Origin of the sequence: Usitatibacter rugosus, from assembly GCF_013003965.1 — a bacterium.
Classification (GTDB): domain Bacteria; phylum Pseudomonadota; class Gammaproteobacteria; order Burkholderiales; family Usitatibacteraceae; genus Usitatibacter; species Usitatibacter rugosus.
Genome location: NZ_CP053069.1, coordinates 498,781 through 524,642 on the forward strand (window position 1 = coordinate 498,781; position 25,862 = coordinate 524,642).

29 protein-coding genes are annotated in these 25,862 nt (G+C 66.7%); 11 read left to right on the forward strand and 18 right to left on the reverse strand.

Features of this window, described 5'->3' with window-relative positions; all coding sequences use genetic code 11:
- Positions 1-65 precede the first annotated feature (65 nt).
- Positions 66-1,403, reverse strand: a complete 1,338-nt coding sequence (gene aptA, locus DSM104443_RS02615; protein WP_171089170.1) for an omega-aminotransferase AptA — start codon at positions 1,401-1,403, stop codon at positions 66-68.
- 169 nt (positions 1,404-1,572) lie between these two features.
- Between aptA and DSM104443_RS02620 the strand changes: the two genes are divergently transcribed.
- From DSM104443_RS02620 to DSM104443_RS02630, 3 genes are all read left to right on the forward strand, one after another.
- Complete coding sequence (locus tag DSM104443_RS02620) at positions 1,573-1,902, forward strand: YXWGXW repeat-containing protein (RefSeq protein ID WP_171089172.1); 330 nt, start codon at positions 1,573-1,575, stop codon at positions 1,900-1,902.
- Positions 1,903-2,009: 107 nt separating this feature from the next.
- A complete protein-coding gene (locus DSM104443_RS02625; protein WP_171089174.1) occupies positions 2,010-2,357 on the forward strand; it encodes a YXWGXW repeat-containing protein in 348 nt (115 codons plus the stop codon).
- A gap of 14 nt (positions 2,358-2,371) precedes the next feature.
- Positions 2,372-2,815, forward strand: coding sequence for a YXWGXW repeat-containing protein (locus tag DSM104443_RS02630; protein ID WP_212756908.1), 444 nt, complete (start codon positions 2,372-2,374; stop codon positions 2,813-2,815).
- A gap of 414 nt (positions 2,816-3,229) precedes the next feature.
- On the opposite strand, the gene DSM104443_RS02635 is transcribed toward DSM104443_RS02630, so the two are convergent.
- On the reverse strand, positions 3,230-3,457 hold the full coding sequence (locus DSM104443_RS02635) for a hypothetical protein (protein ID WP_171089176.1): 228 nt from the start codon (positions 3,455-3,457) through the stop codon (positions 3,230-3,232).
- A gap of 111 nt (positions 3,458-3,568) precedes the next feature.
- On the opposite strand from DSM104443_RS02635, the gene ettA reads away from it, so the two are divergent.
- The gene (gene ettA / locus DSM104443_RS02640; RefSeq protein ID WP_171089178.1) at positions 3,569-5,230 is read left to right on the forward strand and encodes an energy-dependent translational throttle protein EttA; all 1,662 of its coding nucleotides are present in this window, start codon (positions 3,569-3,571) and stop codon (positions 5,228-5,230) included.
- A 5-nt stretch (positions 5,231-5,235) separates the two neighbouring features.
- Here ettA and DSM104443_RS02645 read toward each other — a convergent pair whose 3' ends face one another.
- From DSM104443_RS02645 to DSM104443_RS02675, 7 genes are all read right to left on the reverse strand, one after another.
- On the reverse strand, positions 5,236-5,832 hold the full coding sequence (locus DSM104443_RS02645) for a DUF2087 domain-containing protein (protein WP_171089180.1): 597 nt from the start codon (positions 5,830-5,832) through the stop codon (positions 5,236-5,238).
- Positions 5,833-6,066: 234 nt separating this feature from the next.
- Positions 6,067-6,342 (reverse strand): hypothetical protein, encoded by a 276-nt coding sequence (locus tag DSM104443_RS02650; protein ID WP_171089182.1) that lies wholly within the window; start codon positions 6,340-6,342, stop codon positions 6,067-6,069.
- 154 nt (positions 6,343-6,496) lie between these two features.
- On the reverse strand, positions 6,497-7,597 hold the full coding sequence (locus tag DSM104443_RS02655) for a Gfo/Idh/MocA family protein (protein WP_171089184.1): 1,101 nt from the start codon (positions 7,595-7,597) through the stop codon (positions 6,497-6,499).
- A 14-nt stretch (positions 7,598-7,611) separates the two neighbouring features.
- Positions 7,612-8,595 carry a Bug family tripartite tricarboxylate transporter substrate binding protein gene (locus DSM104443_RS02660; RefSeq protein WP_212756910.1) on the reverse strand — a complete coding sequence of 328 codons (984 nt, stop codon included), beginning with the start codon at positions 8,593-8,595 and terminating at the stop codon, positions 7,612-7,614.
- Positions 8,592-10,502, reverse strand: coding sequence for a DUF2339 domain-containing protein (locus DSM104443_RS02665; protein ID WP_171089188.1), 1,911 nt, complete (start codon positions 10,500-10,502; stop codon positions 8,592-8,594). The genes DSM104443_RS02660 and DSM104443_RS02665 overlap by 4 nt, the downstream gene beginning before the upstream one ends.
- Before the next feature lie 48 nt (positions 10,503-10,550).
- Complete coding sequence (locus DSM104443_RS02670) at positions 10,551-11,015, reverse strand: hypothetical protein (RefSeq protein ID WP_171089190.1); 465 nt, start codon at positions 11,013-11,015, stop codon at positions 10,551-10,553.
- Entirely contained in the window at positions 11,012-11,794 is a 783-nt protein-coding gene (locus DSM104443_RS02675; protein ID WP_171089193.1) for a polysaccharide deacetylase family protein, read from the reverse strand. The genes DSM104443_RS02670 and DSM104443_RS02675 overlap by 4 nt, the downstream gene beginning before the upstream one ends.
- 95 nt (positions 11,795-11,889) lie before the next feature.
- Here DSM104443_RS02675 and DSM104443_RS02680 point away from each other — a divergent pair, with 95 nt between their 5' ends.
- Entirely contained in the window at positions 11,890-13,629 is a 1,740-nt protein-coding gene (locus tag DSM104443_RS02680; protein ID WP_171089195.1) for an IlvD/Edd family dehydratase, read from the forward strand.
- Positions 13,607-14,467: a pirin family protein gene (locus DSM104443_RS02685; protein ID WP_171089196.1), complete on the forward strand. Its 861-nt coding sequence runs from the start codon at positions 13,607-13,609 to the stop codon at positions 14,465-14,467. The genes DSM104443_RS02680 and DSM104443_RS02685 overlap by 23 nt, the downstream gene beginning before the upstream one ends.
- Before the next feature lie 62 nt (positions 14,468-14,529).
- Here the strand turns inward: DSM104443_RS02685 and DSM104443_RS02690 are convergent, their stop codons facing one another.
- Genes DSM104443_RS02690 through DSM104443_RS02705 form a run of 4 tightly spaced genes read right to left on the reverse strand, consistent with a single transcriptional unit; the run spans position 14,530 to position 17,381 of the window.
- Positions 14,530-15,675, reverse strand: a complete 1,146-nt coding sequence (locus DSM104443_RS02690) for an alpha-hydroxy acid oxidase (protein WP_171089198.1) — start codon at positions 15,673-15,675, stop codon at positions 14,530-14,532.
- 35 nt (positions 15,676-15,710) lie between these two features.
- Positions 15,711-16,091 (reverse strand): RDD family protein, encoded by a 381-nt coding sequence (locus tag DSM104443_RS02695; protein WP_171089200.1) that lies wholly within the window; start codon positions 16,089-16,091, stop codon positions 15,711-15,713.
- 57 nt (positions 16,092-16,148) lie between these two features.
- A complete protein-coding gene (locus DSM104443_RS02700) occupies positions 16,149-17,093 on the reverse strand; it encodes an aldo/keto reductase (RefSeq protein WP_171089203.1) in 945 nt (314 codons plus the stop codon).
- Positions 17,094-17,099: 6 nt separating this feature from the next.
- Positions 17,100-17,381 (reverse strand): hypothetical protein, encoded by a 282-nt coding sequence (locus tag DSM104443_RS02705; RefSeq protein WP_171089204.1) that lies wholly within the window; start codon positions 17,379-17,381, stop codon positions 17,100-17,102.
- 161 nt (positions 17,382-17,542) lie between these two features.
- Between DSM104443_RS02705 and DSM104443_RS02710 the strand changes: the two genes are divergently transcribed.
- The 4 genes from DSM104443_RS02710 to DSM104443_RS02725 all read left to right on the forward strand — a co-directional run bounded on the left by DSM104443_RS02710 (position 17,543) and on the right by DSM104443_RS02725 (position 20,251).
- Positions 17,543-17,929, forward strand: a complete 387-nt coding sequence (locus DSM104443_RS02710; protein WP_171089206.1) for a YkgJ family cysteine cluster protein — start codon at positions 17,543-17,545, stop codon at positions 17,927-17,929.
- Between the two features lie 7 nt (positions 17,930-17,936).
- On the forward strand, positions 17,937-18,812 hold the full coding sequence (locus DSM104443_RS02715) for a PEGA domain-containing protein (RefSeq protein WP_171089208.1): 876 nt from the start codon (positions 17,937-17,939) through the stop codon (positions 18,810-18,812).
- Positions 18,809-19,969 carry a serine/threonine-protein kinase gene (locus DSM104443_RS02720; protein WP_171089211.1) on the forward strand — a complete coding sequence of 387 codons (1,161 nt, stop codon included), beginning with the start codon at positions 18,809-18,811 and terminating at the stop codon, positions 19,967-19,969. Before DSM104443_RS02715 ends, DSM104443_RS02720 begins: the two co-directional genes overlap by 4 nt.
- A 102-nt stretch (positions 19,970-20,071) precedes the next feature.
- Positions 20,072-20,251: a hypothetical protein gene (locus tag DSM104443_RS02725; protein ID WP_171089213.1), complete on the forward strand. Its 180-nt coding sequence runs from the start codon at positions 20,072-20,074 to the stop codon at positions 20,249-20,251.
- Positions 20,252-20,352: 101 nt separating this feature from the next.
- On the opposite strand, the gene DSM104443_RS02730 is transcribed toward DSM104443_RS02725, so the two are convergent.
- Positions 20,353-21,240: a YihY/virulence factor BrkB family protein gene (locus tag DSM104443_RS02730; protein WP_171089215.1), complete on the reverse strand. Its 888-nt coding sequence runs from the start codon at positions 21,238-21,240 to the stop codon at positions 20,353-20,355.
- A gap of 32 nt (positions 21,241-21,272) precedes the next feature.
- Between DSM104443_RS02730 and DSM104443_RS02735 the strand changes: the two genes are divergently transcribed.
- Positions 21,273-22,541: a serine hydrolase domain-containing protein gene (locus DSM104443_RS02735; protein ID WP_171089216.1), complete on the forward strand. Its 1,269-nt coding sequence runs from the start codon at positions 21,273-21,275 to the stop codon at positions 22,539-22,541.
- 15 nt (positions 22,542-22,556) lie between these two features.
- Here the strand turns inward: DSM104443_RS02735 and DSM104443_RS02740 are convergent, their stop codons facing one another.
- The 4 genes from DSM104443_RS02740 to DSM104443_RS02755 all read right to left on the reverse strand — a co-directional run bounded on the left by DSM104443_RS02740 (position 22,557) and on the right by DSM104443_RS02755 (position 25,840).
- Positions 22,557-23,591, reverse strand: coding sequence for a DUF3187 family protein (locus tag DSM104443_RS02740; protein ID WP_171089218.1), 1,035 nt, complete (start codon positions 23,589-23,591; stop codon positions 22,557-22,559).
- 8 nt (positions 23,592-23,599) lie between these two features.
- The gene (locus DSM104443_RS02745) at positions 23,600-24,070 is read right to left on the reverse strand and encodes a tetratricopeptide repeat protein (RefSeq protein WP_171089220.1); all 471 of its coding nucleotides are present in this window, start codon (positions 24,068-24,070) and stop codon (positions 23,600-23,602) included.
- 10 nt (positions 24,071-24,080) lie between these two features.
- Positions 24,081-24,569 (reverse strand): tetratricopeptide repeat protein, encoded by a 489-nt coding sequence (locus tag DSM104443_RS02750; protein WP_171089222.1) that lies wholly within the window; start codon positions 24,567-24,569, stop codon positions 24,081-24,083.
- Positions 24,570-24,634: 65 nt separating this feature from the next.
- A complete protein-coding gene (locus DSM104443_RS02755; RefSeq protein ID WP_171089224.1) occupies positions 24,635-25,840 on the reverse strand; it encodes an NAD(P)/FAD-dependent oxidoreductase in 1,206 nt (401 codons plus the stop codon).
- Positions 25,841-25,862: the final 22 nt, after the last annotated feature.

The window sequence follows — 25,862 nt, forward strand, 5'->3', positions numbered from 1 at the left end:
ACCTTTTTTCTTGTCTGGATTCCCGCCCCCGACAAAAGCACTCGGGGGTGACGGCGGGAAGACGCTCAGTCGGTCGACTGGATCGCTTCGCGCAGTGTATCGGCGATCTGCGCGATCTGCGAGGCTTCGACGATGAGGGGCGGGGCGATGGCGATGTTGTCGCCGGCGGTGCGCACCAGCACGCCCTTCTCCCAGCACTTGAGCATCACCTCGAAGGCCCGCGCGCCGGGCGCATCGGGACGCGAGGCCAGCTCGATGGCACCGACCAGCCCGAAGTTGCGCAGGTCGATGATGTTCTTGCCGCCCTTGAGGCCGTGCACCGCGCTCTCCATCACCGGCGCCATCTGCTTCGCGCGGTTGAAGAGATCCCCGTCCTTGTAGAGCTGCAGCGTGGCGATGCCCGCGGCGCAGGCAAGCGGATGCGCGGAGTACGTGTAGCCGTGGAAGATCTCGATCGCGCCCGGAGGTCCGATCATGAAGGCGTCGTGCACGGCCTTCGAGGCGAGCACGCCGCCCATCGGCACCGTGCCGGAGGTGACGCCCTTGGCGAAGGTGATCATGTCGGGCTCGACGTCGAACACCTGCGAGGCGAAAGCCCCGCCCATGCGGCCGAACGCGGTGATCACTTCGTCGAAGATCAGCAGGATGCCGTGCTTCTTCGTGATCTCGCGCAGGCGCTTGAGATAACCCTTCGGCGGCATGAGCACGCCGGTGGATCCGGCCATCGGCTCCACGATCACCGCGGCGATGGTCGAAGCATCGTGCAGCGCGACCAGGCGCTCCAGCTCGTCGGCGAGCTCGGCGCCATGTTCGGGCAGGCCCTTGGTGTAAGCGTTCTTCGCGAGGTTGTGCGTGTGCGGCAGGTGATCGACGCCCGCCAGCATCGCGCCGAACATCTTGCGGTTGGCGACCATGCCGCCCACCGAGATGCCGCCGAAGCCCACGCCGTGATAGCCGCGCTCGCGGCCGATGAGGCGCGTGCGCGAGGCCTCGCCCTTCACGCGCTGGTAGCCGAGCGCGATCTTGAGCGCCGTGTCCACCGCTTCGGAGCCCGAGTTCGTATAGAAGACGTGCTTCATCGAGGGCGGCGCGATCTCGACGATGCGGTTCGCGAGCTCGAACGACAGCGGATGCGCCATCTGGAACGCGGGCGAGTAGTCGAGCGTCGCGGCCTGCTTCTGGATCGCCTCGACGATGGGCTTGCGGCAATGGCCTGCGTTGCAGCACCACAGGCCGGAGAAGCCGTCGAGCACCTTGCGGCCGTCGGGAGTCCAGTAGTACATCCCCTCGGCCTTCGCGATCATCCGCGGGTTCGCCTTGAACTGGCGGTTCGCGGTGAACGGCATCCAATGTGCGCCGAGCTGGTCCGGGTGCAGGTGAAGCTGGTCCGAGAGGATCGTCATGGCGGGTGCGAGGCGAAGGATTCGAACCCCCGATTTTACGCCCATCGACTTGTAACAGCCTTTTTCAGGCGTCAGCCGGTGCGCGGAGGGCGGCGTTGATCGGGTGTCACTCGTTGATTGAGTGTCACTCCCGCGAAGGCGGGAGCCCAGACGACCAAGGAGGCATCACATGTTGATCCGCAAACTGCTCGCCGTTTCGATTGCCGCAGCTTCCCTCGCCGGTGTCTCTTCCGTTGCGCAAGCGCGCACCGACGTCGGCGTCGTCGTCAACTTTGCGCCCCCCGCGCCGAAATACGAGCGGGTGCCCGTTGCTCGCGTCGGTTACGTGTGGACCCCGGGTTACTGGGATTGGCGCTCCAACCGTTACGCCTGGGTCAGCGGCCGCTACGTCGCAAGCCGTCCCGGCTACGCGTATCACCCCGTGCGCTGGACGCACGTGGGCAACCACTGGCGCTATGACCGCGGTTATTGGGGCCAATCGAGCTACCGCCATCGTTAGCGGTTCGTAGCCCTGTCGGTCCCCTCCGACGTTCGTCGGAGGGAGCCGACGCCTGAATAGGGGCAGGGCTGGCAGTGGTGCGAAGGCGCGGTCCCTAAGCTGTCTGCATGCACCTTCGATCCCTGCTTCTGGGTTTCACGCTCGCGGCCGGTGCTACCGCGATGCCGGCTTCGGCCGCGACTCCGTCGGTGATCATCAATCGCACGCCGCCTCCCGCCGAGCAGCCTTACGAGGCGACCCCGCAGGCCCGCAAGGGCTTCGCCTGGTCGCCAGGCTTCTGGGAGTGGCGCGGCACGGGCTATAGATGGCAGCCCGGCGAATGGATCCCCGCGAAGAGTGGCCAGCGCTGGCAACCGTACGGATGGGAAGAGCGGGAAGGCCGCTACTTCTTCGTCCACGGCTCATGGCAGCCGCTGACGCAGACCGCGTCGGCAACCCAGCCGGGATCCCGTTAAGGAGAACAACGCAAATGCGCAAGCTCGTGATGAGTGCGATGGTCGCCTCGGCGATCATGGTGAGTGCGACGGCCAAGCCGGTCTTCGCGGATACCGAGATCTACTTCAACACCGCGCCCCCCGCGGCCCGCTATGAAGTCGTGCCCGCTCCGCGCGCCGGCTATGTGTGGGCGCCGGGCTACTGGGACTATCGCGGCAACCAGCACCGGTGGCGTACGGGCCACTGGGTGAAGTCGCGCCCGGGCTACGTGTACTACGCGCCGACGTGGCAGCAGAGCAACGGCCGCTATTACCTGCAGAAGGAGCGTTGGGTCGAGAGCTCGCGCGTGGCGCGCGGCCCGGGTGCCTACGGCGATCGCGATCGCGACGGCATTCCCAACAAGAACGACCGGGATCGTGACGGCGACGGCGTGCAGAACCGTTACGACAACGCTCCGGACAACCCCCGCTACCGCTAGCGCGGGGACCGTATTCGCCGGGACGCTGGGTGGATGATTCCGGTGGATAGTAGCCGTCGCTTCCTGGAGGGGGCGGCGGCTTCTTCATTTTTTGCTCCGCGTTCTACTCATGCTCCGCACTTGTGCGCTGGCGCATGCGCCGCGGAGGCGATGCCCACCCTTGGAAATAGGAAAGCCGCCCGAAGGCGGCTCTCAGCAAGCAGGTATACACGGATAAACACGGATAAAAACAGCTACGGGATGGCTTTTCACCATCCCAAGAAAACCGCGCTGGCACATGAAACCTTGCAGGGTTCATCCGTGTTTATCCGTGAATACCGCCGTCTGGAAGCCGCCTCCTGGCGGCTTCCTTTTTTCCAAGGGTGGGCATCGCCTCCGCGGCGAATGCCGCCTTGAAAGCACCGCGTAGGGGACCTACTTTTTCTTCGGCCAGTCGTCGTCGTCCTTGATGATGTTGAGGACGCGAGTGACCTTCGGCCCCGCATCGAAACGCTCCGCCTTCACCTGCACGGGGTAGAGCTCCTCGAGCCGCTGGCGGGCGGCACCCTCGTCGCCGAAGGTGAGCGGAGCGCCATCGGCACCCAGCACGTCGTGCCAGGAAGCGGGGTTGTCGGGGTCGTCCTGGATCTGAAGTTTGTACATTCGGGTCTCCGCTGAAGGTTGTACGTGCACTGTCTCTGACAATCGGCGAAAATAGAGGTTTTCGCGGACGCCTCGCGAAAAGCCCGTTTCATTCGAAGGGTTATCCCCCGTATGCAATACGTCTACACGATGAAGCGCGTGGGCAAGATCGTGCCGCCCAAGCGCCAGATCCTCAAGAACATCAATCTCGCCTTCTATCCCGGGGCCAAGATCGGCCTGCTGGGCCTCAACGGCGCCGGTAAGTCCACGATCCTTCGGATCATGGCGGGCATCGACACCGAGATCGAGGGCGAGGCCTTCGCCATGCCCGGCATCAAGGTGGGCTACCTGCCGCAGGAGCCGCAGCTTACTCCGGGCCACACGGTGCGAGAGGCCGTCGAGGAAGGTCTCGGCGAAATCTTCAACGCGCAGAAGCAGCTCGACAAGGTCTACGCCGCCTACTCCGAGCCCGACGCGGATTTCGACAAGCTCGCGGCCGAGCAGGAGCGCCTCGAGAAGATCCTCGCCTCGGGCAACGCGGATACCACCGACGTCCAGCTCGAAGTCGCGGCCGATGCGCTTCGCATCCCGCCGTGGGACTCCATCGTCGACAAGCTCTCCGGTGGAGAAAAGCGCCGCGTGGCCCTGTGCCGCCTGCTGCTCTCCAAGCCCGACATGCTGCTGCTGGACGAGCCCACGAACCACCTCGATGCCGAGAGCGTCGATTGGCTCGAGCAATTCCTGCAGCGCTATCCCGGAACCGTGGTGGCGGTGACGCACGATCGCTACTTCCTCGACAACGCGGCCGAGTGGATTCTCGAGCTGGACCGCGGCACGGGCATCCCGTACGAAGGCAACTATTCCAGCTGGCTGCTGCAGAAGCGTGACCGCCTGCAGAAGGAAGAGTCCACCGAGAGCGCGCGGCAGAAGGCGCTCAAGAAGGAACTGGAATGGGTGCGCCAGAACGCGAAGGGCGGCACCAAGAAGAACAAGGCCCGCCTGCAGCGCTTCGACGAGATGGCGTCCTACGAATACCAGAAGCGCAACGAAACCGCCGAGATCTTCATTCCCGTCGCCGAGCGGCTGGGCAATGAAGTGATCGAGTTCGAGGGCGTGTCGAAGTCGTTCGGCGATCGCCTGCTCATCGACAACCTCTCGTTCAAGGTTCCGGCGGGAGCCATCGTCGGCATCATCGGACCCAACGGCGCGGGCAAGTCCACGCTCTTCAAGCTGATCACCGGCAAGGAGAAGCCCGATTCCGGCAAGGTGACGATCGGCCACACGGCGCAGATCACGTTCGTCGACCAGTCGCGTGACCTGCCGGCCGACCAGAACGTCTGGCAGGTGGTCTCCGGCGGGCAAGACATCCTCACCGTCGGCAAGTTCGAGATCCAGTCGCGCGCGTACATCGGCCGCTTCAACTTCAAGGGGCAGGACCAGCAGAAGCTCGCGGGCAATCTCTCCGGCGGCGAACGCGGGCGCCTGCACCTCGCCAAGACGCTGCTCGCGGGCGGCAACGTGCTGCTGCTGGACGAACCGTCCAACGACCTGGACGTGGAAACGCTGCGCGCGCTCGAAGATGCGCTCGCGGAATTCGCGGGCTCCGTGCTCGTGATCTCCCACGATCGCTGGTTCCTGGACCGCATCGCCACGCACATCCTCGCGGCCGAGGGCGATTCACAGTGGGTCTTCTTCCCCGGCAACTACCACGAGTACGAGGAAGACAAGAAGAAGCGCCTCGGCGAGGAGGGTGCTGCCCCCCATCGCCTGCGCTTCAAGGCCCTGCACAAATAAAGGGGTCAGACCCCTTTATTGCTAGCGGGTCGTGTGTGCTCGAAGAGCACCGTGAGGAACTCCCGCACCTCGCCCACGGGCCGGCGGGGTTCCTTGCGATAGGCGCTGCAGTCGGGCGTGCGCCACAGCAACTTCGCATTCACCAGCTCGCGGCGCAACGTCGCGGGATCGCCAAACGCGTGATGGTCCGTGAGGTACTTGTTCACCTCGCGCTCCGTCAGAACGCGCCGCGCCGGCAAACGCGCCCATAGCGCCCAGAGAGCACGCTGCTGCACCGCGTACTTCGTGGGCCAGCGCACCAGGCGTCCGTCCGTATCGAAATGCCCGAGGGTCTTGCGCGTCGCATCCGGCAGCACGGAGCCGCGCGCGATCGCGATGGGTTTCGCGCTCGGTGTTGGAGCGGCATCGGGACTCGCAGGCGCTGGGGCGGCCCGCAGCGCCTGGTAGTTGCCATGGCCCGCGCTCTTCGCGAGCAGGTTCAGCAGGACGACGTGACTGGGGACGGTCGTCGCGCCGGATTCCGCGAGCAGCTTGCGCAGCCGTTTGGAAAAAAGGGAAAGGTCCGCCACGTGGAGCGGAACGAGTTCACGCGATGCATTCATGGATTGCCTCCCGTGCGCCACGCGGAGTGCTGCGGTTGCCGGCTTGCAGCAGGGCGCACGAAGGTTTCGCGGCCTGGAAAAGTACGGGCAGGTTTAGCTCGCGAGGGTGTCGCGCGGCAACGCCTGGGTGAACTGCCGACCTGGCAGCGATTCTAGGTCATTCCCATGGAGGCGGGAATCCATGGGTCCCCGCCCTCCGATAGACTCATTCGGAGGCAGGCTCCGCGGGGACGGCTACCCCCGTGCGCCGAACTTGTACTTGTCCTTGTCGTGCTCGGTGTCGTGGGCTTCGGTCTTCGCCTTCGGCTTGTCGGCGAGCAGCCCGAACTTGTCCTGCAGCGTGATCGCCGCGAGCACGAGCTCTTCGTTGTCGGTGACGGAAGCCTTGCCGAGGATGTCGGCCGCGTAGTCGCGGTCATGGGTGAGGCGCTGCACGTCAATCTCGAGATTGAGCGCCTTGCGCGCGGCGACCTTCACCTTCGCGAGCAGCTTGAGCGTGTCCTGGTCCATGGGACCATTCCTTTCTCGTTATGGATTGGAACAGTCCGAAAGCGCGAAATTGCCGGCGCGCCTCGTGGGACGCACCTCCTATGTGGCCGCATTAGGCCACACTGATTAACACCGGGCAAATGCCGTGGTTCACACCCCAGGTTACAAGCGCAGCCTAGGCGCGGATGGGGGTGCGCTTGCCGCCGGCAGCGGCGGAGGCATAGATCGCCTCGACGATGGAGAGGTCACGCCGCCCCAGTTCCCCGGGGACGCGGCTCGGCCGACCCTCCTTCACGCAGAGCGCGAAGTCGTCCATCTGGACGGCCTGCTGGTTCACTGCGGTGAATTCAATCGGGCCGCGGTGCGTGGACCCGCGGTTCCCGCCGTAGTTGAACGCGGGCCGCAGCTCGATCCAGCCGTCCTTCGCCTCGGCGCGGAAGTCGTTGCGTCCCTCGTCGTAGCTGGTGAAGCCTTCGCAGCGCGCACCGTCGGCGAACTCCAGCGTCCACTCGATGCTCTCCTCGACGTCCACGAAGAAGTCGGGGCGCTTCTTCGGCCGTTCGCGCGCGGTGACGGCCACCGGCGTTGCGTTCGCGGCCATGCACGCCTCTTGCACGACGTAGATGCCGAGGTCCATCAGCGGCCCGCCGCCCGCGAGCTTCTTCTCGGCGCGCCACGACTTGCGGCCCATGGTGAACGCAAAGCCGCCCGACATCTTCATGAACGCCCCGGCCTCCTTCGTGCGGGCCATGCGGCGCACTTCCTCGTGCAGCGGATCGAAATGCAGGCGATAGCCGATGGAGAGGCGCACGCCGGCTTCCTTGCACGCGGCGAGGATCGCGTCGCACTCGGCCACGGTGTTGGCCATTGGCTTCTCGCAGATGACGTGCTTGCGCGTTTTCGCAGCCGCGATCGAATGCTCGGCGTGCAGCCCCGGCGGCGTGACGATGTACACGATGTCGATGTCGCGGTTCTCCGCGATGCGCGCCATCGTGTCGTAGCCGTAGACGCTCGCCTCGGGGAAGCCGTAGTCGCGCGCCCACGCGAGGCCCTTCTCGCGCGAGCCCGTCACCACGCCCGCGAGGCGGCAGTGCTCCGTCGACTTGAGGGCGGGACCGAGCTGCCCGGTGGAGTAGCTGCCAAGACCTACCAATGCGACGCCGAGCTTCTTCTTGTCCATGGGATTCGCGGCGAGCGCGCCAGGCGTAGCGAGGAGCGCGCCTGCCGCGGGAAGCTGCCCGAGGAAGCGCCGGCGACCGCGCGCGGGAAAGTCCACTCTGACCCCGGTTTTCAGTCGGCCTTGATGTCGGCGTCCTTGATCACCTTGGCCCACTTGTCGATCTCCGCCTTGATGCGGGCTTGCGCCTGCTCGGGCGTGGTCGGCGTGGCGTACGCGCCCTGGTCGAGGAGCTGCTGCTGCACCTCGGGCTTCGCGAGCGCCTTCTGGATCTCGGCGTTCAGCTTGTCGATGACGGGCTTGGGCGTGCCGGCAGGCGCGGCGACGCCGAAGTTCGACGCGACCTCGTAGCCGGCCATGCCTTCCTCGGCGGTGGTCGGCACGTCGGGCAGCATCGAGATGCGCTGCGGCGTGGTGACCGCGAGGGCGCGAAGCCGCCCAGCCTTGATGAAGCCGATCGACGCGGGAACCGTCTCGCACATCGTGTTCACCTGGCCGGACACGAGATCCGTCATCGCCGGGCCGCTGCCCTTGTATGGAACGTGGACCATGTCGAGCTGCGAGCCGCCCATCCTGCGCAGCAGCTCCGCGCACATGCGCTGCGGCGCTCCGGCACCCGACGAGGCATACGTGAGCTTGCCGGGGTTGGCCTTCGCGTAGGCGACGAGCTCCTTCATGTTCTTCACCGGCAGATCGGGGTTCACGACCCACACGAGCGGCACCGAGCCCGCCATCGACACCGGCACGAGGTCCTTCTGCAGGTCGTAGCGGATCGAGCCCTTCTCGAGCGTTGCCATGATCGAGTGCGAGGTCATGGCACCCATCAGCAGCGTGTAGCCATCCGGTGCCGCCTTGGCGACCGACTCGGCGCCGATGTTTCCGCCGGCTCCGGCGCGGTTCTCCACCACGACCTGCTGGCCAAGCTGCGTGGAGAGCGCCTGCGCCAGCACGCGGCCGATCACGTCGGTGGCCCCGCCGGGGCTGTAGGGCACGACCAGCTTGATGGGCTTGTTCGGGTACTGCGCGAAGGCGAGGGCGGGGAGGAATGCGACCGCCACGGCGAACCGGGCGATGGTAACGAACACGGAGCGGGTCATTGTTTTCTTTCCACGAGGAGGAAACCCGAGAGGGTGGCGAGCAGCAACGATACAACGAGGGCTGGCAGGGGATCTTCCCGCCAACCGGAAAACGCCCATGCCGGAATGTCGCGTACCCAACCGCCTTTCGGACGCACGACCGCGATCATCTCGTCGAGGAAGGCGAGCTCACCGGGTCGGTCGGCGCGAAAGGAGCCCGCGCGCAGGCCGAAAGGCGCGGCGTTGAAGTCCTTCGCGGGGCATCGCACGTGCGCCACGCCCTGCGGATCCACGGCGATGAGGTAGCCGTTCTCGTAGCGCGGATACTCCGGCTGGCAATCGCGCGTGACCCACGCCACGGGCTCGCCGGAAGGCTCGGCGCGGCGGTCGAGGCGGCGCGGACGGATCGCGATATCCACCCACTCCGCGCTGGGCTCGAAATCGATCGCGGTGTAGCGCACGTTTCGCTCCCGCAGCAGGCGCGCGATCGCGGCGAAACGCTCGGTGGAGAAGAGATCCGGGGAACGATGCGCGAGGCGGAGGTCGCCCGCGATCGCGTCCAGGTGCTTGTCGCCCAGGTGGAAGCCCGGCTCGCGCCATCGCCACCACTGCGGCGGAACGGGACGATAGCCATGGCCCGGCCGCCCGTTGGGCAGCGGGCGGATTCGCGCGAGGAGCGGATCGGCGAGCGCCCACGTGTCCGCGATGGCGCGCTCGAGCGGGCGGAAATACGCGTGCGCTCCCACCGCATTCGCGAGCTCCGGATCTGTCTTCGACGGCGGGATCTCGTCGTAGTCGAGCTTGCGTGCGGGGGCCGTCGCGAAGAGGCCGAAGTGCGGCAGGTAGAAGAAGCGCTCATCGAGGGCGCCGCGGTAGTGCGGCAGCGGAGCCGTGTGCGGTTGCTGGCCGAGGTGCGTGATGAGCGTCGTGTGGCCGGAGACGGCATGCGCGATCGCCAGCACTCCCACGAGCGAGGCCAACGCCCGGCGGTTCTCGCGCCACGCACCGGGAAGCGCCGCGGCGATCACGATCATCGACGCCCACGTCGCCGGCAGGACGAAGCGGCCGAGCATGAAGTCGCCACCCGCCCACACGGTGTAGCCGAGTGTGAGCACGATTGCAGCGAGGCCCGCGCGCGCCAGCGGCTCATGCCGGCGCATCACGCCGAGCACGAAGCCCGTCGCGATCAACGCGAAGGTTCCCGGATCCGTGAGCAGCGAGGCCACGACGTAGGAGAGGCCCTGGTCGATCCGGCCCGCAAGACCGTCGCTCAGCTTCGCGAGCGCGGTGTTGGGCACCGGCGAGCCGTAGTACACGAACGAGAAGAGCGCCCAGGCGACGGCCGGGGCCATCATCGCAACGACGACACCGGCGCGGCCGCGCCATGAAGCCACCGGCACCACGAGCGCGAACGGCAGCGCGTAGGCCGCGAGGTCGAGCCGGTTGAGCGGCAGGAGTGCGAGCGCCGCAATGGCGAGCGGGACGTGGCCCCGGCGAATCGCGAAGGCGGCCGTCATGGCGAGCGCGAAGCTGAGCGGCGTCTCGAGGCCGCTCGTGGCGTAGTCCATGGCCGCGCGCGAGAAGAACATCGCGAGCAGCACCGCGGCGAGCGTGGCCGGCCGGTCGCGGAACGCGACGGTGAACGCCGCCAGGCCGGCCGCGAAGACCAGCAGCGAGAAGTACATCGTGCCCGGGTAGAGCGACCCGCCGAGGCCGTTCCAGCCGGCCAGCGCGAAGAACCACAGCGGATGCGTGAAGACCTGCACGCGCTCGCCGATGTTGTAGACCGGGCCGTTGCCGTGCGCCATCTGCTCCACGACCCGGAAGGTGATGAAGCCGTCGTCGCTCAGCCAAGCACGGAGGAACGCCATTGCGGCCACGGCGGCGAGCGCGACTCCGGCAGCCTGGACCTCGAAGCGCATTTTCATGGCGCAAATCCTAGCAGCCGCGTCGGGCGTGCGTATCCGGGCGTCGAGCTAGAAAGGCCCCAGTCCGGCGATTTTCTCGATCAGCTCGCGACGCTGGCCTTCAGGCTGGGCATGCCACTGGACAAGGAGGTATGGGCCTGCGGCCGCCACGAATCCGAGAGCCTCGCAATCCCTGCGGCTCATGACGTTGCCGGTGTACGCGAACACGGCGCGCTTCGATCCGGCGATGTGGATGGACTGCTCGAGCAGCCAGCGGGACAACGAGCCGTGGCCGGCAACTTCCTGGCGATTCTCGGCGGACATCCGCCGATAGGCGTCCTTGTCGACACACAGGCCACCGACCAGGAAGACCTCCGGCTCGATCGGCGTCAGGTGAACATATCCGCACACGGCGCGATCGGGCAGCCGTGCCACGAAGTGCCTGGGGATGTCGGGCGCGGGTGCGTTGAAGGACCGGAAGAACAGCGATGCAGCTTGCGCGTCCGGAGCCGCCACTTCTTCAAAGCCAATCATCGGCAGTCGTCCAGGATCCGCTTCAGCTCGTCCTGCGATTTCCAATGGTGGCCGCACATGTACCGCGGCAACCGCCAGAGGTCGGCGCCGGGGGTGACCGCAACACCTTCCGTGGTGAAGGCCGCCCGCACGCCGTGGGCTGCGCTGCCGCGTGGAAAGTACTCCGTGGCGAGGTAGTCGCTGGCATCGCCGTAGGGATAGGCGAACAGGACCGGCCCGGGCCGGCCGCGCGCAACGCACAAGTACTCGCTCGCGACGCGAATTTCGGCATCGGCTTCGGCCTGCTCGGTGATCCGGAACGTGCCCCGCGTCGCGGTTGTTTGCGTTGCATCCAGGGAAGCGTTGTTGTGGTCCCAGCTGTGGTTCTCGACCCGCAGGAGACCGCTGCGCTCGGCTGCCGGCCACCAATCGTCATTCCACCAGCGCTTCCCGATCATCTCCTTGCGGTCGAGCTCCTGCCGGGCGTCGGGGGAAACGATCGTGAACGTCGTCGCCTCGAGGGTCGGGTGCTGCCCAGACCTTGCCGCGTCCTGGAGAATCCCGAACATGCCGCGCTGGACGCCCCAGGTCGGATGCGGGAGATCATGGAAGTCGAAATCGCTGCCATCGTCGAAGGTGATCGCGACACACCCTTCGACGTCGCGGAAGTCACCCGTTTCGACGGCGACCACGACATCGCTCAACGGGCATACGCGCAGGTGAAGGTCCGCGATCAGCTCGAGATCCCGGGCGAGCGCCACGTGATCGTTGTCCTCGTACGACGCTCCCGAGATGTGCATCGGGTGGTAACTCAGGACGGCGATGCGGGGGGGGGTAGGGAGTTCACAGCCATCGCCAACATCCTAGCATCGGGCGATTTCGGTACCATCTCCGCATGGCAAACGATTCCGACTCGGGTTCCAAAGGTGGCCTTCGAAAGGGCCTCACGTCGTATGGCGACAGCGGCTTCTCGCTGTTCCTGCGCAAGGCGTTCATCAAGGGCGCGGGCTACACGGACGATGCGCTCGAGCGTCCCATCGTCGGTATCGCCAACACCGGCAGCGCCTACAACCCGTGCCATGGCAATGCGCCGCAGCTGGTCGACGCGGTGAAGCGCGGCGTCATGCTCGCCGGTGGGCTGCCGATGGATTTCCCCAGCATCTCGATCCACGAGAGTTTCTCTTCGCCGACCTCGATGTACCTGCGCAACCTCATGTCCATCGACACCGAGGAGATGATCCGCGCGCAGCCGATGGATGCCGTAGTTCTGATCGGCGGTTGCGACAAGACGGTGCCCGCGCAGCTGATGGGTGCCGCTTCGGCCAACGTGCCCGCGATCCAGCTCGTCACCGGTTCGATGCTCACCGGCTCGCATCGCAGCGAGCGCGTGGGCGCGTGCACGGATTGCCGCCGCTTCTGGGCCAAGTACCGCGCGGAAGAGATCGACGGCCAGGAGATCGCCGACGTGAACGACCAGCTCGTCGCCTCCGTAGGCACGTGCTCGGTGATGGGCACGGCGTCCACGATGGCGTGCGTGGCGGAAGCGCTGGGGATGACGGTGCCCGGTGGCGCTGCTCCGCCGGCCGTGACGTCGGATCGCATTCGCGTGGCGGAGCGCTCGGGTGCGACCGCCGTTGCGATGGCGAAGGCCAAGCTCACACCCGACAAGATCATGACCGCGAAGGCGTTCGAGAACGCGCTGCGCGTGCTGCTCGCGATCGGCGGTTCCACCAACGGCGTGATCCACGTGACGGCGATCGCGGGGCGCCTGGGCATTCCCATCGAGTTGGACCGCCTCGATGCGATCGGCCGCGAGACGCCGGTGCTGGTGGATCTCAAGCCCTCGGGCCAGCACTACATGGAGGACTTCCACCATGCAGGCGGCGTCCCGGCGCTGCTGCGGGAACTCAAGCCCCTGTTGCACCTGGACACGCTCACCGTTACGGGCCGCACGCTGGGCGAGGAGATGGAAGCGTCGGGCGCGGGCTTCAAGCAGGAGGTCATCAAGCCGCGCTCGAACCCGATCTTCCCGCAGGGCGGCATCGCGGTGCTGCGCGGCAACCTCGCTCCGGGCGGCGCCATCATCAAGCAATCGGCGGCGGACGCGAAGCTGATGGAGCACGAGGGCCGCGCGGTCGTGTTCGAGAACCTCGAGGACCTCGCCTCCCGCATCGACGACGACAAGCTCGACGTGAAGGCCGACGACATCCTCGTGCTGAAGAACATCGGGCCGCTGGGCGCGCCCGGAATGCCTGAGGCGGGTTATCTCCCGATCCCGAAGAAGCTCGCGCGCGCCGGCGTGAAGGACATGGTGCGCATCTCCGACGGGCGCATGAGCGGCACCGCGGCCGGCACCATCGTGCTGCACGTGACGCCGGAGAGCGCTATCGGCGGCCCGCTCGCGTACGTGATGGGCGGCGACCGCATCCGTCTCAGCGTGAAGAACCGCTCGATCGAGCTGCTCGTCACCCCCGAGGAACTCGAGCGCCGCGCGAAGTCCAATCCGGTGACGCCGCCGAAGGCCGCGCGCGGTTACCGCAAGCTTTTCCTGCAGACGGTGACGCAGGCCGACAAGGGTGTCGATTTCGATTTCCTGATGGCGGACCCCGCGAATGACCGGAAGCCTGGCGGATAGCAGCACGCGAAGCGTCGTCGCGTTCCACGCGGCGCGCCGCGAGGACATCGGCGATCTCGTGACCTACCAGGCGATGCCGGTGGCGGGCGTTCCGTTCGATCGCTTCGAGCCCTTCCTCTTCCTCAATCATCACGGCCCGCAGGTCTACCCGATGCACAACAAGGGGCTGCCCTTCGCCCCGCATCCGCATCGCGGCTTCGAGACGGTCACCTTCATCCTGCAGGGCGACCTCATCCACAAGGACACGAGCGGCTACGAAAGCCATATCAAGGCGGGCGGCATCCAGTGGATGACGGCGGGCAGCGGCGTGCTGCACTCGGAGCTCTCGTCGGAGGAGTTCAAGCGCAACGGCGGTCCCCTGGAGATCCTGCAGCTCTGGGTGAACCTGCCCGCGCGCCTGAAGATGACCGAGCCCGACTACGTGGGCCTGCAGAAGGAAGACATCCACCGCGACATGGCGGACAACGGCAAGGTGCTCATCGACAAGCTGCCCGAGCGCGACCTCACAGACGTTCGGCTCTTCGAGCTCATCCTCAAGAAGGGCGCGAACCTGATCCGCATGGTGCCGGCCGAGATGTCGGTGTTCTTCTACGTTGTGCGCGGCGAGGTGCTGGTGAACGGCAAGCGCACCAACGGCCGCCACCTGGTGGAGTTCGCGAACGACGGCGAGCGCATCGACATCCAGGCCGCCACCGACGCCTTCGTCCTCTTCGGCTACGGCACGCCCAACCACGAGCCCGTCGTGGCGCACGGTCCCTTCGTCATGAACACGCGCGAGGAGATCGAAGAAGCGATCCGCGACTACCAGGCCGGCAAGTTCGGCCACTTCCTCACGTAAGGCAATAAAAGGGCCAGACCACTTTATTCGTAGCGACGTGCGAATAAAGTGGTCTGACCCCTTTATTGCTTCCTGAGGTGCTCGGGGCCGAGCTGCTCCACCGAGCTGACGCCGAGGAGCGCCATGTCGCGCTGCACCTCTTCCTGCAGGAGCTTCGCGGCGTGCAAGACGCCGGCCTCGCCTCCGACGGCGGCGGCGTAGAGGAAGGGACGGCCGATGAAGACGAAGTCGGCGCCGAGGGCGAGCGCCTTCAGTACGTCCGAGCCGCGACGGATGCCGCTATCCAGGATCACCGGCATCGAGCCGCCGATCGCCTCGGCGATCTCGGGCAGCACGCGCAGCGGCGAGACCGCGCCGTCGAGCTGCCGGCCGCCGTGGTTCGAGACCATGATCGCGTCCACGCCGTGGGAGCGGGCGAGGACCGCGTCGGTTTTCGAAAGGATTCCCTTGAGGATGAATTTTCCCTTCCAGCGCCGGCGGATCAGCTCGACGTGGCTCCAGTCGAGGTTGTCGCGCGCGACGAAATCGCGCAGCACGGTGGAGGAGAGCAGCGGAGCCCCGCGTTCGGCGAAGGAGTTCTCGAAATGCGGCATGCCGTGCTTGGCGAGCGTGCGGAGGAACGTGCCCACGGTCCAGCGCGGCCGCGTTATGCCGTCCCACGCGAGGCGAAGCGAGGGCCTGAGCGGCGTCGTGAAGCCCGCGCGGATGTTGTTCTCGCGATTGGCGAGCACGGCCACGTCCACCGTGACCACGAGATTGGTATGCCCCGCGGCGGCAATGCGATCGACGAGGGCCTCGATCCGCTCCGTGGTGCCCGGCAGGTACGCCTGGAACCACGCCTTGGGAGCGGCCTGCTTCACCTCCTCCAGGCGGATCAGCGACGTGGCGCTCATGATCATCGGGATGCCGGCCTGCTCGGCCGCGCGCGCGAGCACGACGTCGCCGCGGTAGCACGAGAGCGCCGAGAGCCCCATGGGCGCGATGCCGAAGGGCGCGGCGTAGCGCTCGCCGAAGAGCGAGGCCTGCGTCGAGCGCCCGGCCACGTTGGCGAGCGCACGCGGCACGAAGCCCAGCTCCTGGAAGGCCGAGCGGTTATCGCGGAGAGACTGGTTGGTTTCGACGCCGCCGGAGTAGTAGGCGAAGATCGGCCGCGGCAGGCGCTTGCGCGCAGCAGTTTCGAAATCGTCGAGGCAGAGGATGTCCTTCATGCCCGCATTTTACGGGCATGAAGGACGGGACCGGATTACTTCTTGACCACCAGCGTGCTGGCCGCCATGTCGCCCACGCGTTGCTTGTTGGGCGTGACCGCGATGCAGACGATGCCGATGATGTAGAACGCCGGCAGCGCATCGACGATGCGAAGGAGGTTGCGGATCACCGATTCCGGCCAGCTGATGGCCGAGCCGTCCTTCTTCACGACCTTGAGGCCCATGGCCATCTTGCCGACCGTGGCGCCCTTCAGCGCTTCCATCACGATGAAGTAGATGATGCCGATGAGGCTCACGCCGAGCTGCGCACCGAGGCTCTGCCCGACGATGAACGACAGCGGGAAGATGATGACCATCATGATGATGAGGTCGATGATGCCTGCGACGATCCGAGGACCGAGTCCGACTGGTTGCATTTTCTTGCCTCCCTGGGGCTTGTTGTGCGGGCATGGTGTGCCCACCCCCTCGGGGCGTCAAGCGGCGTCGAGCGTGGCCCGATCGGTGGCGTCCAGTTTCCGATGGGCGGCGGAGAGCACCTCGTCCAGCTGCGCGACGGAGGTGGCGCTCGCGATCGGTGCGGTGATTCCAGGCGCGGACATCACCCACGCCACGGCCACTTCGGTGGGCAGCATCTTGCGGCGTTCGGAAACCTCGTCCAGCGCGGCGAGCACGCGTGTTCCACGGTCGCCTTCGAAGAATTTCTTCAGCCCCGATTCGCGCGGGCGCCCGACGATGTCCTCCGCCTTGCGGTACTTGCCGGTGAGGAAGCCGCGGGCGAGCGCGAAGTACGGGATCACGCCGACCTCGTGCTCCTTCACGACCGGCAGGAGGTCCTTCTCGAAATCCTCGCGGTCGTAGAGGTTGTAGCAGGGCTGCAGCGTCTCGTAGCGCGGAAGGCCCAGGCGTTTGCTGGTCTCCAGGGCCTCGCGCAGCCGGGCACCGGTGTAGTTGGAGGCGCCGATCGCGCGCACCTTTCCGGCCTTGATCAGCTTGGAGAACGCCTCGAGCGTTTCCTCGAGCGGCGTTTCCTTGTCGTCGGTGTGCGCCTGGTAGAGGTCGATGCGGTCGGTGCGGAGCCGGCGCAGCGAGTCCTCCACGGACTGGGCGATGTAATCGGCCTTCAGCCCTTGCGAGCCGTCGCCCATCTTCATCCCGACCTTGGTCGCGATCACGACCTTGTCGCGCTTGCCCGACTGCGACAGCCAGTTGCCGATGACGGTCTCGGATTCGCCGCCCTGGTGGCCGGGAACCCACGTCGAATAGGTGTTGGCGGTGTCGACCAGGTCGAAGCCATGGTCGACGAAATGATCGAGCAGGCGGAAGGACGTCGCCTGGTCGGCGGTCCATCCGAAGACGTTGCCGCCGAAGGCGAGGGGGGAGACGGAGATGCCGCTACGGCCGAGCTGTCGTTTTTCCATGCCGCATTATGCGGCCCGGCGAAGCTCCCGGATACGTGACGCGGCGTGCCAGAAGTAGGTGACCAGCTCTTCGAGATGCTCCGACTGCGGGGGCATGTCGTAGCAGCCTTCGGCGAGCCGGCGCTCCAGATGCACGATGTCGGTGCCGTCGTCGATCTTGGGCGCGCGTTCTTCGTGCGTGAGGGCCTGCAGCTCGTGCGGCGACCAGAGCACCAGGTAGTCCTTGGCGCTCATGACGACTTCGTCCTCGGAGCCCGCCTTGTCGATTTCCCGGTGCCAGCAGTCCATTGCGCGCCTCGCTACGTGGGGGGATGAGCGTATTCCCCCATGGACCGCCGGCGAGCGCAGTCGGACGTGTCATGAAGACCCTGTAGGTACAGGCCGACAGCACTTACGCCGGCCTTCGTTGCCCGGTACAATTCGGCAACGTTTACAGGTGTCAATGCTCCATGGCGAAGCCCTTCCCGGTTCCGGTCCGCGTCTACTACGACTGCCGCAAGTGCCCCGGCTACTGCTGCACTTACTCGGACATCGAGATCACCGACTACGACATCGCGCGTCTCGGCAAGCATTTCGGCCTCTCCCCCAAGCAGGCAGAGAAGAAGTTCACCAAGCTCGACGACGCGAAGACGGCGAAGATCCTGCGCCACAAGCAGGACAAGATCTTCGATTCCGCCTGCATGTTCTTCGACCAGGACAAGCGCTGCTGCACCGTCTACGCGGTGCGCCCGGGCGTGTGCCGGAAGTACCCGGCCGCCACCCACTGCGGCTACTACGACTTCCTGCGTTTCGAGCGCAACCAGCAGGACGACAAGGACTACGTCGCCCTCACGTAGGGTCTCGATGACGCCGTCGCCCACCCCGGTCTACGCGAACGTCGCGTACTTCCGGATCCCCGAGTTCGATACCCGCACCGTCGCCCAGCAGGCTTCCGAGAAGGAAAGCCTCGAGGCGAGGCTGCGCGAAGCCACTTCGGGGCTGCCGGCGGGGGATCGCGTCGTGCTGGATGCCGACGAGGGCGCGGCGCTGGTCCTGTTCGGCGATCCGGAGCGCGCGCTCGAGGTCACGCAGGCCGTCTACCGCAAGGGCCCGGTCCATGCCGGCCTCAACTACGGTCCCCTGGCGTTGTCTTCGCGCGGCAGCGATGCCCGCGTGTTCGGCGACGGCCTGGTGGGCGCGGCCGCGGCGGCCCGCTTCGCGACGCCCGATCGCCTCCTCCTCACGCAGGACTTCGCCAAGGCCCTGGATGCCACCGCGCCCGACCGCTCCTCCGAGCTGGAGACCGCGGGTGAGTTCACTGATACGCGCGTCCGGCTGCATACGTTCTTTACGCCCAACGAGCGCAAGAAGCGGGCGGGCAAGCGCAAGGTGTTCTTCACCGCGCTGGCCGGCATCGCCGTGATCCTCTTTGCCGGCGTATTGGCGCGGGAGGCGGTGCAGCGCTTCTTCCCGCCTCCGCTCGCCACCGTGAAGCTGCTGGTGAAGCCGCGCGCCGACATCTACGTGGACGGCGTGAACAAGGGCCGCACGCCGCCGCTCACCGAAATCCAGGTGGCAGGCGGCAAGCACGTCGTGGAGCTGCGCTCGCAGGGCTTCGCGCCCCTCAAGGTGTCGATCAACGTCCAGCCGGGCGAGCAGGTCACGATCGCGTACAACTTCACGGGCGCGCCCAAGCCCAGCTTGTGGTCCGACTTCAAGCGCAAGCTGGGGGGATCGTGACGGAGCGGCCGGAGAAGTTCGGGCGCTTCCGCGTGACCTCCGAGCTGGGGCGCGGCGCCATGGGCGTGGTCTATTGCGCCGAGGACCCGTCGCTCGGTCGCACGGTGGCCATCAAGACGATCGCGCTCACCGGCAGCCCGCAGGAGCGCGACATCCACGAGGCCCGCTTCCTCCAGGAGGCGAGGGCCGCGGGCGGCATCGGCCACCCGGCGATCATCACCATCTACGACGTGGGCCGCGAGGGCGACGTGGCCTTCATCGCGATGGAGCTGCTGGAAGGCAACGAGCTCCGCGACCTGATCCGCTGGGGAACGATCGCGCCGCCGCAGGCCGTGGCGATCGCGGCCTCCGTCGCCGACGGGCTGGCCTACGCGCACGAGCGGGGCGTGGTCCACCGCGACGTGAAGCCCGGCAACATCATGGTGCTGAAGGACGGGCGCGTGAAGGTGATGGACTTCGGCATCGCGCGCCTCGGCGAGAACGCGGTGAAGACGCAGACCGGCACGCTGCTGGGGTCGCCCCAGTACATGTCGCCCGAGCAGATCGCGGGCGGCCAGGTCGACTCGCGCGCCGACATCTTCTCGCTCGGTGTGGTGCTCTACGAGATGCTCACCGGGGCAAAGCCCTTCGCGGGCGAGGACGTGACGCAGCTCCTCTTCTCGATCGCCAACATGGCCGCGAAGCCGCCGCGCCACCTTCAGCCGTCGCTGCCGCCGGTGATCGACTACATCATCGCCCGGGCGCTGAAGAAGAATCCCGACGAGCGCTACCAGACGGCCGCGGAGCTCGCGTCCGACTTGCGCTCGTGCGCGGCGGAAGTCGCCGAGGCGGAGATCACGGCGCGCGCCAAGCCGGACGACGGCACGCGGACTTCGCCCAATGCGCCGCCTGCGCCGCACGACATGCCGACGCAGTCCTCGCGGCCTCTACCCCTCTCCGAGGAGCAGGTCGCGCTGCGCCCCTCTCCGCGCTTCGATTCGGTGGAAGGCATCGCACGCCTCGCCGTGTTTCCGCTGGATGCGTCGGAAACGAAGTCGCGCGCCGGCTGGACCGTGCCGTCCGCCAAGGTGAAGCGCCGCCGCGCCCGCCAGCTCGCCCCCCTGCTGGGCATCTGGCTGGTGGCCGTCCTGGCGGCGATTGCCATCGTCCTGTTCTAGCGGAGTTCCCACACCTCAAAGCGGTCCTGTCCTACAGGACGTCAGAGGCGTCGCATCTACAGTCGTTCCAACAGCAAACGACAACCCGACTGGAGTGACGACATGAGAGCCCCTCCCCGCATCGAGCCGCGCGTGTTTGGCAAACTCCCTCCGATCCTGGACCTGGACGAGGATGGCCTGCCGATCGTGGACATGGACCTTCACGAAGGCCGTGCCTGGTCCTCCGACGAGGACGATCCTTCCGTCCAGATGGCCGACTTCCCCGCCTCCTTCGACGACTGAATGAATGGGGTCAGACTCCATTTAGCTTCCTGCTGCGTGAATGAATGGGGTCAGACTCCATTTAGCTCCCTGCCGCGAAGCTAAATGGAGTCTGACCCCATTCATTTGTCTGGGTTGAGGCGCCGGGCATTCACTTTGGTGATCTCGGCGCCGAAGAAGAAGATCTGGGAGCACCAGTAGACCCAGACGATGACCGCCACGACCGTGCCGGCGGCACCGAACGAGGAAGCGACGGCGCTCTTGCCGAGATAGAGCCCGATCACGAGCTTCCCGATCCCGAAGAGCAACGCATTGATCGCGGCGCCGAGCCAGACGTCGCGCCAGGCGATCGGCTGCGAAGGCAGCAGCTTGTAGACCGCCGCGAAGCCGAGCGTGGTCACGCCGAAAGAGACCAGCGTCTCGACCGCGTGCATCACCGCTTCCGACCAAGCGGCATCCCCGAGATAGCGGCCCAGGGCCGACACCACGCTGCTCGCGACGAGCGAGACCAGCAGCACGAACGCGATCGCGACCACGAGGCCGAACGACGCGGCGCGTGAACGCAGGAAATTCACGATCCCGCCCGAGGGCGGCGCCTTGAATCCCCAGATGCGATCCAGGTCCGTCTTCAGCTCCGCGAACACCGTCGTCGCGCTGAAGATCAGCACGACCAATCCCACCAGCGCGCCGATCGCTCCCCCTTCCGGCGTGCTCGCCGCGGCCAGCACCGAGCGCACGCCCTCCGCGCCCGTCTCTCCGAGCAAACCGCCGAGTTCACCCAATAGAACGGTGCGCGCCTGCTCCGGGCCGATCGCCATTCCCGCCACCATGATCACCAGGAGCAACAGGGGCGCCATCGAGAGCAGCGTGTAGAACGCGAGCGCCGCGCCCATGCTCGGGCCGCCGTCGTCGCGGAAGGCCTGCACCGAATCCGATAACAGGCGATAAAACGTGCGCGGGTGGTAAATGCGCCCGGTGTCGGGTGCTGTGCTGGGTATGATCGAGGCCATAAGCAGTCCAAAACGACCGGAGGAGGGATCCCATGTTTAGAGTCGCCAGCGCTGTATTGTTCCTCGGTATTTCCGCATCAGCGATCGCGCAGCAACCCCTGCCCGCCGGCGACGCCGCCAAGGCCGGGTTCTCGAAGGACGGACTCGCGCGCATCGACGCGTTCTGGGCCCGCGAGATCGAGGCCGGACGCATCCCCGGCGCCGTGGTCGCGGTCGCGCGCGACGGCAAGCTCATCCACTACAAGGCCTACGGTTTCCTCGACAAGGAAGCCGGCACGCCCATGCCGCTGAATGCCGTGTTCCAGCTCGCCTCGATGACGAAGGTGATGACCGCCGTCGGTGCGCTCACGCTGAACGAGCAGGGCCGCCTTCCGCTCAAGTCGCGCCTCGACGAGTACTACCCGCAGTTCGCGAAGATGAGCGTCGGCGTCGTCGGCGCGAACGGCGAGATCACGCCGGAGCCGCTGAAGAACCCGATCTACATCCACGACCTCTACCGCCACACGTCGGGCATCACGTACGGCTCGCGCGGCAACACGCCGGTGCACAAGCTCTACCCGGGCGGCTCGGCGGGCGCGGCGGTGCAGTACACGTCCACGGAGTTCGTCGACAAGCTCGCGTCGCTGCCGCTGATGTACCAGCCCGGGACGGTGTGGGACTACGGATTCTCGACCGATATGCTGGGCCTCGTGGTCGAGAAGGTGAGCGGCAAGCGCCTGGGCGAGTACCTCAAGGCCAACGTCTGGGACAAGGTGAAGATGCCGGACACCACGTTCAACATGCCGCCGACCAACCGCATCGCCAAGCCGCTCGCGAAGGACCCGCTCTCCGGCAAGCCCCAGGACATCGCGCTCCTCACGAAGGCCGCGAAGTTCGATTGCGGCGGCTCGTGCGCGTGGGCCTCGGTGGGCGACTACCTGCGCTTCGCGCAGATGCTCAACAACGGTGGCGTGATCGACGGGCAGCGCGTGCTCTCGCCGAAGACCGTGACCTTCATGACGAGCGACCACCTCGGCGCCAACATCAGGAACCAGGTGGCCGGCATCGAAGGCCATCGCGACGGTTACGGCTTCGGTCTCTCGGTCGCGGTTCGCCTGGTCGAGGGCGTCGCGGCCACGACCGGCACGCCGGGTGACTACACGTGGAACGGCGCCAACGGCACGCTCTTCTGGAACGACCCGGCCGAGAAGCTCACGGTGGTGGTGGGCACCGCGGGGCCTGGTGATATCCGCAAGTACTACCGCGAACAGATGGGCGCGCTGGTGTACGGGGCGATGACGGAGTCGCGGCGCGCGCGCTGAATCACGCGGGGCGAATCAACGGGTGGACCAGCCGAGCTGGATCCCGAAGTCCGGCAACCCGTTGAACGCGCCGAAGGCCTCGACGATCGAGAACTCGAACGTCGAATCTCCATAGCGGTGGCGGAATCCCACTTCGAGCTGGGACTTCCGCTGCCGCAACCCGCCGATCGCAGTGTCGTCGCTGTTGAGCGGGTAACGGTAGAGCGAGCCTTGCACGAAGCCGCGCGTTGCATCCGCGAGCGCGTATTCGTATCCGAGCATCATGCCCGGCGCGAGGCGATAGCCGCCTGTCTCGATGACGCCGCCGCCGCGGGAGTACGTGAGCGAAGCGCTCGCCGTTCCCACGTGCTTGCCCCACACGCCCTGCAGGGTTGCCTGGGTACCGACGTCCCATCCGCCGTTGGAGAGATACGCCCGGCGCCCGGCCACCGGGATCTTCATCGCCGCGTCGAGCACGAGGTTCCACGGCGCGGGGCGCTCGAACCACGAGTAGCGAACGCCGATCTCCGGATCGAGCAGGCCGCTCGAGGGCGCATCGAGCCGGGTCTGTGAATCGCCGTTCTGGAATTCGGTGAGGACGGTGAACAGGTTGCGCGGCACGGACGGGCGCAGGTAGTCGCGGAAACCGAACGCGCGGTGGAAGCCCTCGATCGTGGAATCCATGAAGCCGCCGGTATAGCCGATCACGCCGACCGTGCCGCGAATTCCCCAGTGCGCATCGAGCTGGCGGCGCACGGTGAAGTCGATCACGCCCAGCTCTCCGTCCACCAGGAACTTCTCGCCCTCGAGGCTGCGGATGAAGAGGAGGTCCGTGGCCGTGAACTGGCGCTGCGCCTGGCGGTTGGTGAAGTAGTCCTCGATGTTGGGGCTCATCGACCACGTGTTCTGGTAGCCGAGGTCCAGGCTGTAGCCCCAGCGGCCGGGCGCCGGCGTCTCGAGCGGGGGCTGCGGGAGGTCGACGCGGAGCACGCCGAACATCGAGAGGTCGCGCGCGCAAGCGTCAACGCTCGCGAGCGCCGCGAGGACGAACGCGGTGCGAAGAAAGCGCATCGGGTGTTCTAGCGGGCGGTGGTCTTGCGTTTTTCGTATTCGGCGACGGCCTTCGCGAGGTCGTCACGCTCCTCGCAACCCTGCGGGCAGAGCTGCACCAGCTTCGCGAGGTGTTCCTTCGCCTTGTCGGGCTTGTTGGCCATGAGGTAGGCCTCGCCGACGTATTCGTGCGCGCCCTTGTGCTGCGGGTTCAGCTGCAGCGCGTTGGCGTAGTGCTTGAAGGCCATGTCGAGGTTGCCGGACTTGCGGTACGAATAGCCGAGCAGGTTCTGGATATCGGCGTCCTTCGAATCGCGGCGCGCGGCGGCCTCGAGCGAGGTGATGGCCGACTTCCAGTCCTTGCGGTCGATGGCTTTCTTCGCCGCGTCGTAATCGTTGGCCGTGTCGAGGGCGCGGGGCTGGGATTCGGTGGCGTCGGCGAATGCCACGGCGGGCAGCGCGGCGGCGAATGCGAGGATCAGGGCGGCGGCGAGCTTCATGTCCCGGCGCTCAGTACGTGCGGCCGGTGCGGACGCCCGACTTCCACGGATCCCATTCGGCGATCGCCTTCTTCAGCGACTCGCGCTCCGGGCAGGTCTCGGTGCAGTACTTCTCGAGCGCCGCGAGGTGTTCCTTGGCCTGGTCGGGCTTGCCCGCCATCAGGAAGGCGCGCCCGACGTATTCATGCGCGCCGAGGTGACGGGGATTCAGCTCGAGCGCCTTCGAGTAATGCTTGAACGCGGAATCGAGGTCGCCCGACTTGCGGTAGGAGAACCCGAGCAAATTTTGCACGTCGGCGCTGTTGGGGTCGTTGCGCGCGGCGCTGTTCAGCGCGGCGATGGCCGACTTCCAGTCTTCCTTGGCGATGGCCTGCTTCGCGTATTGGTAGTCCGTGTTGGCGGCGGCGATCGAGCGCATTTCGGTCTCGGTGGGCGCGGCCAGGGCGAGCGGGGCGGCGGCGAGCAGGGCGAGGGCGCAGAGGCGTGCAAAGGAGGTCATGGTTCCACCGGGGGGCTGTTCGTGGGGGCTTCGGGAATGATACGCGCGAAGCCGCGAATCGGTTGTCACAATGCCCGCGACCCCCGGTGGAAGTAGATGCGGCTCGCGGCGTCGCGCACCACGCGGGTCCCGAGCAGGAGGTTGGCGAGGCCGTCGTGCTGGAAAGCGTCGAATGCGCGGCGCAGTAGCCGCTTGCCGCGGAAGCGCGGATAGCCGGCGGCGACGAGAGCGCCCGGATCGCTGGTCCGTCCCGCGAGGAAGGCGTCGATCGCGACACCTGCCGCTGCCCCGTGACGAAGCGCGGTATGGATGCCGCCCGCGGTCAGGGGCGACACGGTTCCCGCCGCGTCGCCAATCAGCAACACACGATCGGCATGCACGCGGCGCACGACACCGCCGCACGGGATCCATCCGGCGCGAACCGAGGCAGGCGTGGCCGAGCGAAAGTCGAACACGGGCGCGATTTTCTCGAGAAAAACTGCCATCGCCGCCTTCGCTTCGCGCGCCGCGCCGCCGCGTTCCCGTCGCGCGATGCCGACCTGCACCGAGCCCACGCCTGCGAACACCCAGCCCAGGTATCCCGGCGCGATCTTCCGGTCGATGAAGCAGTGCAGGCGGTCGGTGAGGCCGTGCTGTCGGTTGACGACACCGTGCCGTCCGTCGCCGCCAGACACGTTCGCAGCGTAGTCGTGCCCGTCGCCGTACTCATGCTCGATGCCGAAGAGGAACTCGCGGTTCACGCCGAGCCCGAACGCGCGCGCCACACGCGAAGTGGGTCCGTCCGCGCCGACGAGAAAGTGCGCGCGTCCGAGCCTTCCGAGCGTGAAGCCCTTCTCGAGCCGCCCCGCATGCTCGAACGCCGTCCGCCAGTGGATCTCCACGCCCGCATTCACGGCGCGAGCGGCCATCCACCGAAGAAGACCCGAGGTATCGGTGGCGAGGAAGTAGTAGCCCGGAGCATCGAGATCGATGTACTGCAGGTTCGGCGCGTGCAATCGAACGCCCTCTAGGCGGCGCGTGAGTGACGCGGGTAAGCCTTCGAGGATCCGGAAGCCTTCGGGAATCTGGGTACCTTCAAGGGGAATAGGGTCTTCGAGCGCCCCGGAACCTTCGACAGCTTCTTTTACCAGGAGCCCCGTGGTGTGCAACTTCTCGCCCGCGTCGCCTTTCCGTTCGAGCACGAGCACCCGGCGGCCCGCGTTTGCGAGCACCGTGGCGCAGGCGAGCCCTGCGAAGCTCGCGCCGACGATGGCGACGTCGAAGTCGCTCATGAGGGCGCCCTCCTGCGAGCAT

Bases quoted from the DNA above. Each gene is read 5' to 3' on its own strand.
- DSM104443_RS02700 (WP_171089203.1), bottom strand. From the start codon at position 17,093: ATGGAAAAACGACAGCTCGGCCGTAGCGGCATCTCCGTCTCCCCCCTC.
- DSM104443_RS02715 (WP_171089208.1), top strand. From the start codon at position 17,937: ATGACGCCGTCGCCCACCCCGGTCTACGCGAACGTCGCGTACTTCCGG.
- aptA (WP_171089170.1), bottom strand. From the start codon at position 1,403: ATGACGATCCTCTCGGACCAGCTTCACCTGCACCCGGACCAGCTCGGC.
- DSM104443_RS02635 (WP_171089176.1), bottom strand. From the start codon at position 3,457: ATGTACAAACTTCAGATCCAGGACGACCCCGACAACCCCGCTTCCTGG.
- DSM104443_RS02630 (WP_212756908.1), top strand. From the start codon at position 2,372: ATGCGCAAGCTCGTGATGAGTGCGATGGTCGCCTCGGCGATCATGGTG.
- DSM104443_RS02745 (WP_171089220.1), bottom strand. From the start codon at position 24,070: ATGAAGCTCGCCGCCGCCCTGATCCTCGCATTCGCCGCCGCGCTGCCC.
- DSM104443_RS02680 (WP_171089195.1), top strand. From the start codon at position 11,890: ATGGCAAACGATTCCGACTCGGGTTCCAAAGGTGGCCTTCGAAAGGGC.
- DSM104443_RS02695 (WP_171089200.1), bottom strand. From the start codon at position 16,091: ATGCAACCAGTCGGACTCGGTCCTCGGATCGTCGCAGGCATCATCGAC.
- DSM104443_RS02660 (WP_212756910.1), bottom strand. From the start codon at position 8,595: ATGACCCGCTCCGTGTTCGTTACCATCGCCCGGTTCGCCGTGGCGGTC.
- DSM104443_RS02735 (WP_171089216.1), top strand. From the start codon at position 21,273: ATGTTTAGAGTCGCCAGCGCTGTATTGTTCCTCGGTATTTCCGCATCA.
- DSM104443_RS02705 (WP_171089204.1), bottom strand. From the start codon at position 17,381: ATGGACTGCTGGCACCGGGAAATCGACAAGGCGGGCTCCGAGGACGAA.
- DSM104443_RS02725 (WP_171089213.1), top strand. From the start codon at position 20,072: ATGAGAGCCCCTCCCCGCATCGAGCCGCGCGTGTTTGGCAAACTCCCT.
- DSM104443_RS02620 (WP_171089172.1), top strand. From the start codon at position 1,573: ATGTTGATCCGCAAACTGCTCGCCGTTTCGATTGCCGCAGCTTCCCTC.
- DSM104443_RS02645 (WP_171089180.1), bottom strand. From the start codon at position 5,832: ATGAATGCATCGCGTGAACTCGTTCCGCTCCACGTGGCGGACCTTTCC.
- DSM104443_RS02650 (WP_171089182.1), bottom strand. From the start codon at position 6,342: ATGGACCAGGACACGCTCAAGCTGCTCGCGAAGGTGAAGGTCGCCGCG.
- DSM104443_RS02755 (WP_171089224.1), bottom strand. From the start codon at position 25,840: ATGAGCGACTTCGACGTCGCCATCGTCGGCGCGAGCTTCGCAGGGCTC.
- DSM104443_RS02625 (WP_171089174.1), top strand. From the start codon at position 2,010: ATGCACCTTCGATCCCTGCTTCTGGGTTTCACGCTCGCGGCCGGTGCT.
- DSM104443_RS02670 (WP_171089190.1), bottom strand. From the start codon at position 11,015: ATGATTGGCTTTGAAGAAGTGGCGGCTCCGGACGCGCAAGCTGCATCG.
- DSM104443_RS02730 (WP_171089215.1), bottom strand. From the start codon at position 21,240: ATGGCCTCGATCATACCCAGCACAGCACCCGACACCGGGCGCATTTAC.
- DSM104443_RS02685 (WP_171089196.1), top strand. From the start codon at position 13,607: ATGACCGGAAGCCTGGCGGATAGCAGCACGCGAAGCGTCGTCGCGTTC.
- DSM104443_RS02740 (WP_171089218.1), bottom strand. From the start codon at position 23,591: ATGCGCTTTCTTCGCACCGCGTTCGTCCTCGCGGCGCTCGCGAGCGTT.
- DSM104443_RS02690 (WP_171089198.1), bottom strand. From the start codon at position 15,675: ATGAAGGACATCCTCTGCCTCGACGATTTCGAAACTGCTGCGCGCAAG.
- DSM104443_RS02665 (WP_171089188.1), bottom strand. From the start codon at position 10,502: ATGAAAATGCGCTTCGAGGTCCAGGCTGCCGGAGTCGCGCTCGCCGCC.
- DSM104443_RS02675 (WP_171089193.1), bottom strand. From the start codon at position 11,794: ATGCACATCTCGGGAGCGTCGTACGAGGACAACGATCACGTGGCGCTC.
- ettA (WP_171089178.1), top strand. From the start codon at position 3,569: ATGCAATACGTCTACACGATGAAGCGCGTGGGCAAGATCGTGCCGCCC.
- DSM104443_RS02750 (WP_171089222.1), bottom strand. From the start codon at position 24,569: ATGACCTCCTTTGCACGCCTCTGCGCCCTCGCCCTGCTCGCCGCCGCC.
- DSM104443_RS02710 (WP_171089206.1), top strand. From the start codon at position 17,543: ATGGCGAAGCCCTTCCCGGTTCCGGTCCGCGTCTACTACGACTGCCGC.